This window comes from Streptomyces odontotermitis, assembly GCF_050510915.1.
GTDB lineage: Bacteria > Actinomycetota > Actinomycetes > Streptomycetales > Streptomycetaceae > Streptomyces.
In genome coordinates this window covers 40,831-53,289 of sequence record NZ_JBNJLS010000007.1, presented here as the reverse complement: position 1 = coordinate 53,289, position 12,459 = coordinate 40,831, and the positions used below count along the sequence as shown (strand labels likewise).

8 protein-coding genes are annotated in these 12,459 nt (G+C 72.4%); 5 read left to right on the top strand and 3 right to left on the bottom strand.

Going from position 1 to position 12,459, the window contains the following annotated elements; translation table 11 throughout:
* The first annotated feature begins 14 nt into the window (after positions 1–14).
* The 3 genes from ACQB60_RS21140 to ACQB60_RS21130 all read left to right on the top strand — a co-directional run bounded on the left by ACQB60_RS21140 (position 15) and on the right by ACQB60_RS21130 (position 3,756).
* Positions 15–1,355 (top strand): sensor histidine kinase, encoded by a 1,341-nt coding sequence (locus ACQB60_RS21140; RefSeq protein ID WP_496927608.1) that lies wholly within the window; start codon positions 15–17, stop codon positions 1,353–1,355.
* Positions 1,356–1,382: 27 nt separating this feature from the next.
* Positions 1,383–2,027, top strand: a complete 645-nt coding sequence (locus ACQB60_RS21135; protein ID WP_496927607.1) for a response regulator — start codon at positions 1,383–1,385, stop codon at positions 2,025–2,027.
* Positions 2,028–2,334: 307 nt separating this feature from the next.
* Positions 2,335–3,756 carry a PP2C family protein-serine/threonine phosphatase gene (locus ACQB60_RS21130; RefSeq protein ID WP_496927606.1) on the top strand — a complete coding sequence of 474 codons (1,422 nt, stop codon included), beginning with the start codon at positions 2,335–2,337 and terminating at the stop codon, positions 3,754–3,756.
* Positions 3,757–3,900: 144 nt separating this feature from the next.
* Here ACQB60_RS21130 and ACQB60_RS21125 read toward each other — a convergent pair whose 3' ends face one another.
* On the bottom strand, positions 3,901–5,394 hold the full coding sequence (locus ACQB60_RS21125) for a DNA-binding protein NsdB (RefSeq protein ID WP_384837721.1): 1,494 nt from the start codon (positions 5,392–5,394) through the stop codon (positions 3,901–3,903).
* 233 nt (positions 5,395–5,627) lie between these two features.
* On the opposite strand from ACQB60_RS21125, the gene ACQB60_RS21120 reads away from it, so the two are divergent.
* Together ACQB60_RS21120 and ACQB60_RS21115 are read left to right on the top strand one after the other, a co-directional pair.
* Complete coding sequence (locus tag ACQB60_RS21120; protein WP_496927605.1) at positions 5,628–6,767, top strand: aminoglycoside phosphotransferase family protein; 1,140 nt, start codon at positions 5,628–5,630, stop codon at positions 6,765–6,767.
* Between the two features lie 413 nt (positions 6,768–7,180).
* Positions 7,181–9,208: an N-acetylmuramoyl-L-alanine amidase gene (locus ACQB60_RS21115; protein ID WP_496927604.1), complete on the top strand. Its 2,028-nt coding sequence runs from the start codon at positions 7,181–7,183 to the stop codon at positions 9,206–9,208.
* A gap of 73 nt (positions 9,209–9,281) precedes the next feature.
* On the opposite strand, the gene ACQB60_RS21110 is transcribed toward ACQB60_RS21115, so the two are convergent.
* Both ACQB60_RS21110 and ACQB60_RS21105 read right to left on the bottom strand, forming a co-directional pair.
* Entirely contained in the window at positions 9,282–11,570 is a 2,289-nt protein-coding gene (locus ACQB60_RS21110; RefSeq protein ID WP_496927603.1) for a glycosyl hydrolase family 95 catalytic domain-containing protein, read from the bottom strand.
* Positions 11,571–11,879: 309 nt separating this feature from the next.
* Positions 11,880–12,380, bottom strand: coding sequence for a glycosyltransferase family protein (locus ACQB60_RS21105; RefSeq protein ID WP_384837712.1), 501 nt, complete (start codon positions 12,378–12,380; stop codon positions 11,880–11,882).
* Between the last annotated feature and the right edge of the window lie 79 nt (positions 12,381–12,459).

Sequence of the window (12,459 nt, the reverse complement as noted above, 5' to 3'; positions counted from 1 at the left end):
GGGAAACTGAGCCCATGCAGTCCACGCAGTTCATGCAGGTCACCCGCACGGTGCTCCGGGCACCCTGGTCCCGCCGGGCCTGGGCCGAAGCCGCCTACTGCCTCATCGGCTTCCCCCTCGCGGTCGCGGGCGGCGTCGTCCTCGCCGTCGTCCTCGCGCTCGGCGCCGGGTTCACGGTCTCGCTGCTCGGGGCCGTCCTCGGGCTCGGCCTCCTGGTCGCCGGAACGCTGCTCGCGCGCGGCCTCGGCGCGGTGCACCGCGGACTCGCCGCCCGGCTGCTCGGGCAGCGGGTGCCCGCGCCGCCCGCGCCCGTCCCGGCCGGCGGATTCATGGCGCGCCTCGACACCCGGCTGCGGGACGGCTCGGCGTGGCGCGCGGTCGCGTACGTGATGGCGAAGCTGCCCGTGGGCGCGCTCGGGATGTACGCGGTGCTGTGGTGGGCCACGGGTCTGCTGAACCTGACGGCGCCGCTGCGGTGGGTGCTGTTCGGGCACGGCAGCCCCGAGCACGGCGACGTCGGCGGCGCCCCCAACTTCACGCCGTCGTTCGCGGGCGGCACCCCGCAGATCACCACGTTCCCCGGCACCTTCGCGCTGGTCGCCCTCGGCGCCGCGATCCTCCTGATCGCGCCGTGGCTGACCCGCCTCGTCGTGGGCGCCGACCGCTGGCTGCAGCACGCCCTCCTGGGGCCGGGTCAACTCGCGGAGCGCGTACGGGACTTGGAGGAGACCCGGGCGCTCGCGGTGGACGACTCGGTGGCGCTGCTGCGCCGGGTGGAGCGGGATCTGCACGACGGGGCGCAGGTGCGGCTCGTGGCGGTGGCGATGAGCCTGGACATGGTCAAGGAGCGCATCGCCGAGAAGGACGGGGCGCCGCCGCCCGATCTCGCCGGGGTACGCCGGCTCGTCGACAGCGCCCACCTCAACGCCACCGAGGCGCTCACCGAACTCCGCGACCTGGTACGGGGCGTGCTGCCCCCGGTCCTCGACGACGGCCTGCCCGAGGCCCTCGCCACCCTGGCCTCCCGCAGCTCCGTACCGGTCGAGTACGCGGCGGACATCCCCGAGCGCCCCACCCCGGCGATCGAGACCATCGCCTACTTCTGCGCGGCCGAGCTCCTCACGAACGTCATCAAGCACAGCGGCGCGCGCCGGGCCGCCCTCACCGTCACGCAACGGGACGGGGTGCTGCGCCTGCGCGTCACCGACGACGGGCACGGCGGCGCCACCCTCGGCGCGGGCAGCGGACTCACCGGGCTGGTCCAGCGGGTGCGCACCGTGGACGGCACCCTGGACCTCCGCAGCCCGGCGGGCGGCCCCACGGCGGTCACCGTCGAACTGCCGCCGCACGCGTGAGAACGGGCACGTGAGAGCATGCTTTCCATGCGTGTCGTGATCGCCGAGGATGCCGCCGTACTGCGGGAATTGCTGACCCAGATGCTCACCGAGCGGGGGCACGAGGTGTGCGCGTCGGTGGGCGACGCGGACGCGCTGCGGCAGGCGGTCGCCGAACACCGTCCGGACGTCACCGTCGTCGACATCCGGATGCCCCCGACGCACACCGACGAGGGGCTGCGCGCCGCCATCGACATCCGCCGTGCCCACCCCGGCACCGGCGTGCTCCTCTTCTCCCAGTACGTGGAGACGAAGTACGCGACGCGGCTGCTCGCGAGCGGCTCGGCGGGGGTCGGCTATCTGCTCAAGGACCGGGTGGCGAACATCGCGGAGTTCACCGACGCCCTGCAGCGGGTCGCGGCGGGCGGCACCGCGCTCGACCCCGAGGTGGTCACACAGCTGGCCGGGGCGGGCCGCCGGGCCGCCGAACTCGCCCCCCTCACGGACCGCGAGCGCCAGGTCCTCTCCCTGATGGCCGAGGGCCGCTCGAACGCGGCGATCGCCGAGGCCCTCGTCGTCTCGGCGGGCACGGTGGAGAAGCACGTGGCCGCGGTCTTCGACAAGCTGGGCCTCCCGTCGTCCCACGACCACAACCGCCGTGTGCTCGCGGTGATCCACTACCTGCGGACCTAGGGCGCCTGCTTGTGCGGGGTCCGGCACCCCGCCCGCCTGGCCGCCCTCCTGGCGAGATGGCGAGATCTGAACGCCCGCACGGGTCCGGCCTCGGGGGGTACGGCGATATTCCAGCCAACTACCCCTGTACGACGCTGACTTGGGACGCCCGTGCGCGGGCCCGGCGACCGAAGGACAAAGGCATATGCCATAAGCACCACCACATCGGGTGTCGCCAAATCCCTTACGGGGCACTCCAGGCTGTGCAAGAGTCTTTAGCGGTCCCTCTCCCCAACCTGGTCGCACCGCACCCTCATCGGAGCACCTCATGCCGTCCCATGTCTTCGCGGACCGCCCTGGAGGCCAGCCGCCCGAGCCCGGAGCGGTCGACGCCCTGATCACGCAGACGCGCCGGCTCCGCGGCGAGGTCGACGCCGTACGGCGCGGGACCAGCCACGAGCGCGACCCGCACGCCCGCTGGCAGCGCGCCCTGTGCGATCTGGCGGTCCATCAACTCAACGACCTGGACGACCACTTGGCGCAGCTGCGGGACGGACCCACGCCGCAGTCCGCGCCCGCCACGCCGCCGCAGCCCCCCGCTCCGCTGCAGCCGGAGCGGGGCTCCCTGCTCAGCCGGGTGGGCAGCGCGGAGTGGAACCTGCTCAACGACGAGGCCAGTTGGTCCGGTGAGCTCTATCAGATCCTCGGCCGGGACCCCTCCGCTCCCCCGCTCTCGCTCGACGAACTTCCCTCCCTGGTGCACCCCGACGACCAGCCCCGGCTGACCACGATGGTCACGGACTGCCTGATCGACGGCAAACCGATCGACGGCGAGTTCCGCGTCGTCCGGCCCGGCGGCGGCGTGCGGCAGGTGCACATGATGGGCGAGCCCGTGCTCGCCGCCGACGGCAGTACCGCCTCCATGTGGGCGGTCCTGCGTGACGTCAGCGAACTGCGCCGCAGCCAGCGGGCGGTGCGCGAGACCCGTGACTCGCTGCAACGCCACCGGCAGATCGCGCAGACCGAGCACCGGCTCGCGGTCGAACTGCAGGAGGCCGTGCTACCCCCGTGGCGCGGCACCCTGCGGTTCCCGCGCGGCGGCCCCGGCGCCCTCGACCTGGCCGCCCACTACCTCCCCTCCTCGACCAGCGCCCTCATCGGCGGCGACTGGTACGACGCACTCGAACTTCCCGACGGACAGACCCTGTTGAGCGTCGGCGACCTCACCGGGCACGGCGTGAGCGTCACCTCGGGCATGGCGATGCTCCTCGGCGCCCTGCGCGGCATGGCCGTCGCCGGGGCGCGGCCCGGTCAACTCCTCGGCTATCTCAACCAGTTGCTCGACACATCTGTTCAGCCCGCGCTCGGCAGCGCCGTCTGCGGCCGCTACGACCCCGCGCACCGCACCCTCACCTGGGCCCAGGCCGGCCACCCCGCCCCGCTGCTGTTCCGTGACGGGACGGGGCGCGCGCTGACCCCACCGGACGGCGTGCTCCTCGGCGCGACCTCCGGCGCGGTGTACGGGCAGGCCGAGGAGCAACTCGCCCCCGGTGACCTGTTGTTGCTGCACACCGACGGACTGGTGCCCCGGCGTGCCCGGGACGCCGCGCAGAGCAGGCTGCTCGGCCTCGCCCCCCGCTTCGCCCAGGCGCAGTCCGCGCAGGACTGTGTGCGCATGGCCGTCGAGGAGTTCGGCGAGGCCCCGCGCGAGGACGATGCCTGCCTCATGGTCGTCAGGATCGGTACGTAGAGCAGCACCCCACGCAGAGAGAGCAGCACCCCACGTAGAGCAGGACCCGGTACGTAGAGCAGGGCCCGGTGTCCTGACGGTGCCTGCCTGCCGACGAGGGTGGGACGAGGGCCTTCCCCTCCTAGGTGCTGGAGGCCCTCGCCGCTAGGCCCTCGCGGTCCTCCCCGCCCCCTTGGGCGCCTTCGGCAGCGCCAGCTTGATCTCCTCACGCAGGTCCTGGATCTTCGGGTAGCCCGAGTACTGCGCCGTGAGCCGGTACATCTCCCGCAGCCGGTCCCAGGTGCGGTGCGAGGAGTTGGCCCCCATCGACACCAGGGCGAGGCGTGCGTAGCGGTCGGCCTGTTCGGGGTCGTCCGCGATGAAGCACGCCGAGGCGAGCGAGATGTAGTCGAAGATCTGCGACCGGTCGTGTCCCTTGGCGCGCAGCTCGATGGCCTCCTTGGCGTGCCGCTGCGCGAGCCCCGCCACGCTCTCGTCGTGGTCGGCGAGCGTGCGGTACACCAGCGCCTGCATGCCGTGCAGATCCGCCTCGTCGAACATCTGCATCCAACTCGGCGGCGGCACATCGCCCTTGTCGGAGATGAACAGGTCCTCCGCAAGCCCCAGGGTGCGCCGGGTGGCCTGGCCCTTGCCCATCGACGCCTGCGCCCACGCCTCGATGGTGTAGAGCATCGCCTGGGTGCGGGGCAGCGCCTCCTCGCCCGCGCCCGACTTGGCGAGCTTCATCAGGTCCAGGGCGTCGTCCGGCTTGCCCAGGTGGACCATCTGGCGGGCGGCCCGGGACAGGGCCTCCCCGGCGCGCGGCCGGTCGCCGCCCTCACGGGCCGCGTGCGCGGCGATCACGAAGTACTTCTGCGCCGTGGGCTCCAGGCCGACGTCGTGGGACATCCAGCCCGCGAGGACGGCGAGGTTGGCGGCGACGCCCCACAGGCGCCGCTGGAGATGGTCGGGGTGACGGTAGGCGAGCATGCCGCCCACCTCGTTGAGCTGGCCCACCACGGCCTTGCGCTGCAGCCCGCCGCCGCGGGCCGCGTCCCAGGCGCGGAAGACTTCGACCGAGCGTTCCAGTTCCTCGATCTCCTGGGACCCGATGGGGGCCGCCTCGTAGCGGTCGGACCCAGCGGGGTCGGCGTACAGGGGATCGGCGTTCGAGGGGGCGTCGGCCACCAGGGCCGGGTCGGTGTGCAGCCAGTCGTGCATGGCGCTGCTGAGTGCGGAGCCTGCGGCAAGCGCAGCGCCCGCGCCCACCAAGCCGCGTCGGTTGAGCATGAGGTCCATTCCCGTGAATTCGGTGAGGACCGCGGCCGTCCGTTCGGGCGCCCATGGCACGCCGTCGGGGTGTTCCACACCCCCGCCGCCGCGCTGTTTACCCAGGCGCCCGTGCCGGACCAGACCAAGATCCTCAATGGTCACGACACGGCCGAGTCGCTCGGTGAACAGCGCCGCCAGCACCCGGGGCACCGGATCGCGCGGGATCTCTCCCATGTCGATCCAACGCCGCACCCGCGAGGTGTCGGTCGCCAGCTGCGGATGCCCCATGGCGGCCGCCTGCCGGTTGACCAGTCTCGCGAGCTCACCCTTGGACCATCCGGCCAGGCCGAACAGGTCCGACAGGCGGGTGTTGGGTTGTCCGTTCACGTCAAGCCCCCAGGTTCTCGGCTGAGTTGACAGTAGCCCTCTGTCAGTTGCTGAGCGACTATTCGCCAGGGTTCGCCAGGGTGCGCCACATGGTGTGCCACGGGCCGACGGGTGTCAGGTAGGAAAGCGCCACCCCGACCCGGCTGCCGCAGGGCATTCCCCAGGGTGCACCCAGAGCGGCCGGGGCGGGAGGCGCAGCAACTCGCAGGCACACGAAGGGATCTGTATCGCCCATGTACGCAGCATCGTCCTCCGTGTCCGCCCCGCCTCGGCCGCTGCACACCCGACCTCAGGGGAGCGGCCCGTACCTGGAGCCCGCGCGACCCGCGGCAGGTCCGCTCGGCGCGGGCCGGACCCGTCGCGCACCGGGCCTGGGTGCCCAACCGCTCAGCGGGAGACTCGACTTGTCAGGCCCCCAGGGGGCGCAGCTGCGCACCGCCATCGCGTCGGTGCACCGCATCTGTCCGGAGTTCAACCCCGTCCAGGTGCTGCGCCGCAGCGGGCGCACCGTGCTCCTGGTCGGGACGACAGGACGCAGCACCGCCGTCGCCAAGTGTTTACTGGACCACTCCTCCGTGTGGGCCGAGCGGATCCGGCACGAAATAGCGGCATACCGGTCGTTCGTGCGGCACCGGCCCCCGGTGCGGGCGCCCCGGCTCATCGCCGCCGACCCGGACGACTGCACGCTGGTGATCGAGCGGATGCCCGGGCGGGTGGCGGCACTGCAGCGGCACCCGGTCGAGGCTCCCCCGCGCGCGGATGTGCGGGCGGCGGTCGCGGCGATCTGCCGCCTCGGCCAGTGGCGTCCGCCGGCGGAGATGTTCGGCAGGCCGCTCGACTACGGCCGGCGGATCAACCGCTTCCACGAACTGGGCCTGCTCACCGACCGGGACATGGGCGACCTGCAGAAGCTCCTGCACGGCATCGCGCATTCGGTGGGCCACCAGGGCATGTGGCAGTTCAGCCACGGGGACGCGCTCCTGTCCAACATCCTGCTCTCCCCCGCGGGCCCCGTGTTCGTGGACTGGGAGCACGCGGGCTGGTATCTGCCGGGCTATGACCTGGCGACGCTCTGGTCGGTCCTCGGGGACGCCCCGGTGGCGCGGCGGGAGATCAGCCAGCTCGCCCAGTCGGCGGGACCGGCGGCACGGGACGCATTCCTGGTGAACCTGATGCTGGTGCTGACCCGGGAGATCCGTACGTACGAAACGGCCGTGCAGCGCACCCTGCGCGACCAGACCCCGGCGGCACCGGGCCAGGCCCACCTCGGTGCTGCGCCGTCCGGCGAGGAACAGCGGCTGTTGCTGAGGCGGCTGCACGACGACTGCCAGCTGGCCCGCCGGGCCGTGCGCGCGGCGGTCGGCACTCGCTGACGGGGATGACGGTCCGCGGTACGCCAGGACAGCGGCGTACCGCGGACCTTCGTATGCCCGCCTTCATATGCCCGCTTTCGTACGCCCCGCTTCGTACGCGGGCTTTCGTACGGACGACTACGCCTGCCTACGCGTACGCGCATCCCCCGAACAGGTGGACCGGACCACTGGCGGCGGGCGCGCGTCTCACATTCTGTCGCACCGGCGGATCAGCGTTTCTGCTGCTCATTGGTCCATGCCACTGACGCGCCGCAGGCGGGCGGCCGCCCCTGGCGAAAACCGCCGGGGACCGTCCTGACATGGGAAATCCCTTCTCCTGGGCATGATTGACGGATCGTCGGAGAGCCGGTACCACTGACGCACGCCCGGCCCCCGCACGCCCCATTCACGCTCCACCGTCCCAGGAGGCTGCCTTGCGAGGATCCGCCACCGACCGCCCGCACGCCCCGCGCAGACGCACCATCAGGACGGCGGGCGCCCTCGCGTCGGCCGGACTGCTGCTGCCGCTGCTCGGCGCCGCCCCGTCGAACAGCGCGCCCGCACAGGCGTCGTCGGCCTCGGCCGCCTCGTCCGCACGGCTGCAGGGCGCGTTCGCCGCCGCGGCCGCCGAGTACCGCGTGCCGCAGAGCGTGCTGCTCGGCGTCTCGTATCTGCAGTCGCGCTGGGACGACCACGGCGGGGCTCCCAGCGTCACCGGCGGCTACGGGCCGATGCACCTCACCGACGCCCGCACCGCGCTCGCCCGCTCCGCCGGCGAGCACCACGCCGACAGCGACGAGGACCCGCGGGGCGACGCGTCACGTCCCGTCCGGGCGGCCGAGGCCCCGGACGGGAAGGTGCCGAAGGAGAGCCAACTGCCCGCCCGGCTCAAGACGTTGCGGCACGCCGCCGAGGTGAGCGGCATCTCCGCCGAGCAGCTGCGCACCGACTCCACCGCCAATGTGCGCGGCGGCGCGGCGCTGCTCGCGGCCGCGCAGAAGAAGCTCGGCAAGGAGCTCAGCGACGACCCGGCCGACTGGTACGGGGCGATCGCCGCGTTCCCCGGCGCCGACGACCAGGCGACGGCGGCGACGTACGCGAACGACGTGTTCGCCGTGATCCGCGACGGCCAGTCCCGCACCACCGACGCCGGCCAGCGCGTCGCCCTGCCCGCCGAGCCGGCGCTCGCGAAGCCGGACGCGGCGCAGCTGGAGCGGATGGGTCTGCGCAAGGTGGCCAAGGGCGAGGCCGAGTGCCCCGCCAGTGTGTCCTGCGAGTGGATCCCCGCCCCCTACGAGGAGTTCAAGGCCCCGGACGGGACCGACGACTACGGCAACCACGACCTCGCCGACCGGCCCAAGAGCCAGAGCATCGACACGATCGTCATCCACGACACCGAGGGCCGCTGGGACGGTGTCCTGAAGCTGGTGCAGGACCCGACCTACGTGTCGTGGAACTACACGCTGCGCTCGACCGACGGGCACATCGCCCAGCACGTGAAGGCCAAGGACGTCGCCTGGCACGCGGGCAACTGGTACGTGAACTCGAAGTCCGTCGGCCTGGAGCACGAGGGCTTCCTCGCCGCGCCCGACACCTGGTACACGGAGGCGATGTACCGCTCCTCGGCGCGCCTGGTGAAGTACCTCGCCAAGAAGTACGGCATCCCGCTGGACCGGCAGCACATCATCGGCCACGACAACGTCCAGGGCACCACCACCGCCACCATCAAGGGCATGCACACCGACCCGGGCCCCTACTGGGACTGGGCGCACTACTTCGACCTGCTCGGCAAGCCCTTCCACCGCACGGCGGGCCCGGACGGCGGCCTGGTGACGATCAACCCGAAGTACTCGGCGAACCAGCCGGAGTACACGGGCTGCGTCAAGCCCGGCGAGGTCTGTGTGCCGCACGGTTCGAGCGCGGTGCGCGTCCACACCGAGCCGCGTGACGACGCGCCGCTGATCAAGGACATCGGCAAGCACCCGGACGGCAGCGACTCCACGATCGACGTGAACGACACGTCGGCGCGCCTGACCACCGGCCAGCAGTACGCGGTCGCGGAGCGCAAGGGCGACTGGACGGCCGTCTGGTACCTCGGCCAGAAGGCGTGGTTCAAGAACCCGAAGAAGCAGCCGACCGCCGTGGACGCCAAGGGACTTGTCGTCACGCCGAAGGACGGCAGCGCGGACGTCCCGGTGTACGGGCGCGCCTACCCGGAGAAGGAGGCGTACCCGAAGGAGGTGCCGGTGCAGACGGTGTCGCCGCTGCCGTACAAGCTCCTCGCGGGCCAGGAGTACGCGGTCGGCGACAAGGTGCCGGGCGAGTACCTGTACGCGCCGACGTTCGACACGAAACCGCACCGGGTGGTGCGCGGCAAGGACACCTACTACGTGATCCAGTTCGGCGCCCGGATCGCGTATGTGCGGGCCGCCGACGTCAAGGTGCTGCCTTCGGGCAAGTAGGCGGCCGCCCCGAACGGTCGGGCCCGGGTCTGCGTGGGGGCAGGCCCGGGCCCGACGTGTGTCTTCAGGCGGGTCACTCGAAGACGTAGCGCCTGCCCGCGCGCGCCTTGAAGGTCCGCGTACCGCCGCTCAACAGCGCGCAGCGGACGGTGAGTCGGCGGGTGCGGCTCGCGGTGAGGACGACGCGGGTGGCCCGGCCGTCCTTCCAGTCGATGTCGAGGGTGGCGCCGCCGCGGGCGCGCAGTCCGCGCACGGAGCCCTCCGGCCAGCTCGCGGGCAGGGCGGGCAGCACCTCGATGGCGTCGTGCTGGCTCTGCAGGAGCATCTCGACGACGCCGGACGTGGCGCCGAAGTTGCCGTCGATCTGGAACGGCGGGTGGGTGTCCCAGAGGTTGGGCAGCGTCGAGGACTTGAGCTGTTCGGCGAGCATCTTGTGCGCGTGGTCGCCGTCGCGCAGGCGCGCCCAGAAGTTGACCTTCCACGCCTTGGACCAGCCGGTGCCGCCGTCGCCGCGTGCGGTCAGGGACACCTTCGCGGCGTCGGCCCACTGCGTGCCCGCCTCGATCTGGTGGCCGGGGTGCAGGGCGTAGAGGTGGGAGACGTGCCGGTGGTCGTCGCCCCGGTCGTCGAGGTCGGCCTTCCACTCCTGGAGCTGGCCCCAGGAGCCGACGCGCAGTCCGGGGTCGAGCCGGTCGAGGGCTTCTTTCAGTTCGGCGCGGAAGGCGGCGGAGTCGCCGAGGGTGGTCGCCGCCTCCAGGGTGTTGGTGAACAGATCGTGCACGATCTGCTGGGCCATCGCGTCGCCCGCGGTGAAGTCCCCGTGCTCGGGCGAGTAACTCGGCGTCACGACAAGGGTGTTGTCGCGCGGGTCGGTGCGGAGGTTGTCGAGCCAGAACTCGGCGGCGCCCTTCATCGCCGGGTACGCCGTGGTGCGCAGGTAGTCGGTGGAGCCGCCGAAGCGGTAGTGCTCGTAGAGCTGCGCGGTGAGCCAGGCTGCGGCCTCGGGGAACCAGAAGGCGGTGGCCCAGTCGTGGACGCCGGTGAAGCCGTAGGGGTTGGTCTCGTTGTGGACGACCCAGCCGCGGGAGCCGAACATCTCCTTGGCGGTGCGTTCGCCGGGTGCGCGCAGGGCCGTGACGAACCGGTCGTAGGGAGCTGTGGTCTCGGGGAGGTTCGCGGCCTCGGCGAGCCAGTAGTTCATCTGGAGGTTGATGTTGGTGTGGTAGTCGGCGGACCAGGGCGGGGTCGTCGACTGGTTCCACACGCCCTGGAGGTTGGCGGGCAGCGAGCCGGGGCGCGAGGAGGCGATGAGGAGGTAGCGGCCGTACTGGAAGAAGAGGGCCTCCAGGGAGCGGTCGGCGGCGGAGGCCCCGCCCGTGTAGCCCTTGAGCAGCTGGTCGGTGGGCGTGTCGGCGGGCAGGGCCTGGCCGATGTCGAGGCGCACGCGGTCGAACAGGGCGTGGTGGTCGCGCAGATGGCGGGCGCGGAGCGCGTCGTACCCGCGGGTGGCGGCGGCGTCGACGGTACGGGTGACGGTGGCGTGCGGGTCGTCGCCCCGGTAGTCGGGGTAGGTGTCGGCGTAGTCGGTGCCCGCGGCGAGGGCGAACCAGAGGTGGTCGGCGCCGGTGACGGTGACGCTGCCGTCGGGGTGCGGGGTGAGGGTGCCGCCCTCCTGGCGGACGCGGAGCTGAGCCTCGAACTTCAGCCCGTTGTCGGCGAGTTGCCCGCGTACGGTGATGCGGTCGCCGTCGGCCTTCGCGGTGAAGTCGGCGCGGGGCGAGGAGTAGCGCAGGGTGCAGGTGACGGCGCCCGGCCGGTCGGCGGCGAGGCGGCCGACGAGCACACCGTCCGGGTACGAGGCGAAGAACTCCCGTGTGTGGCGGGCCTGTTGGTGGGTGTACGTGACGGTGGCGAGGGCGTCGGCGAGGTCCAGGGTGCGGCGGTAGTCGGGCCCGGGGGCGTCTGGGGTGTCTGCCGAGCGGGGCCGGGGAGGTAGGGCGGCGTGGGGATGTGCCCCTGCCTCCCCGGGGTCGCTCAGGTCGAGGTGGAGGTCGCCGAAGGTCTGGTGGGCGCCGTAGCCGCGCTTGGCCTGGCCGAGGCGGGACGCCACCGCGTCGGGGTCGAGTCTGCCCTGGGCGTCGAGGTCGGCGCGGACGGCGTCGAGGGCGCCGGGGCGCGGGGTGCGCCAGTTGCCGAAGTCGTAGCCGTCCTGCGCGCCGGGGCCGCCGGTCCACAGCGTCTTCTCGTTGAACTGGAGCCGTTCGGAGGCGAGGGTCCCGAAGACCATGGCGCCGAGTGCGCCGTTGCCGAGGGGGAGGGCTTCCCGTTCCCAGTCGGCGGCGGGAGTCCCGTACCAAAGCACGAGGTCATCGGATGAATCGGCTCCGGCCCTCCCCTCATGACTTCCCTCACGACTCCCCTCCCGCGGAGCTCCGGCGGCCTGCCCCGCCGCTCCCTGCGCGCCCAGCGCCCCCGCCGCCAGGGCCCCTGTCGCCGCCACCGCTGTCCGCATCGTCGTCCTGCGCGTGATCCCAGGTGTCATGGGCCGTCACGGTAAAAGTCCGATGACTCACCTGACAAGGCACATGACAAAGCCACCTCTTGGACAGAGGTGGCCGTCGCTTGGACTCCGGTGGGGCTCGCGGGCTGCGGGACTTCCGTCGCCGGGGGCTCAGCCCTGCTGGAAGAGCTCGGCGGGCAGCGGCTTCAGCAGCGCGTACAGGTCGTCGGTGATCGGCCGGTCCCAGGCCGCGATCGTCACCAGCACGTTGTCGCTGCGGTCGAACTGCACGCAGGAGATGCGGCTTTCGGAGAGCTTGAGGCGGCGCACGATGAGGAGGTTGTCGCCCTGCATCACCGGGATGTCCTCGGTGGAGACGACGGAGATCTCCTCGTCGTTCTCCAGCGCAAGCAGCAGCTGGGCCACCTCGAAGGGGACCGCGCCCTCGGGGAGGTCGCGGGCCGGGGAGCCCTCCGGCAGATTGCCGATGATCATCGCCGGGCCACGGCCGCCGAACAGGTCGTAGCGCAGGAACACGCCCTGGCAGCTGCCGTCGGGCGCGGGCAGCAGCCCCGCACCGAGGTTGCCGGGCCAGTCACCCGGGTCCATGGCCAGGACGTCGAAGTCCGGGCCCGCGGGAGTGGCGGAGCTGCGGCGGCGGAGGAAGGACATGCGCCAATGGTACGTGGCCCGCGCGGGTCGCCGGCGCGGGGGCGGCACCTCGCCCGGGCCTCTCGCCCGGCCCGCCAGA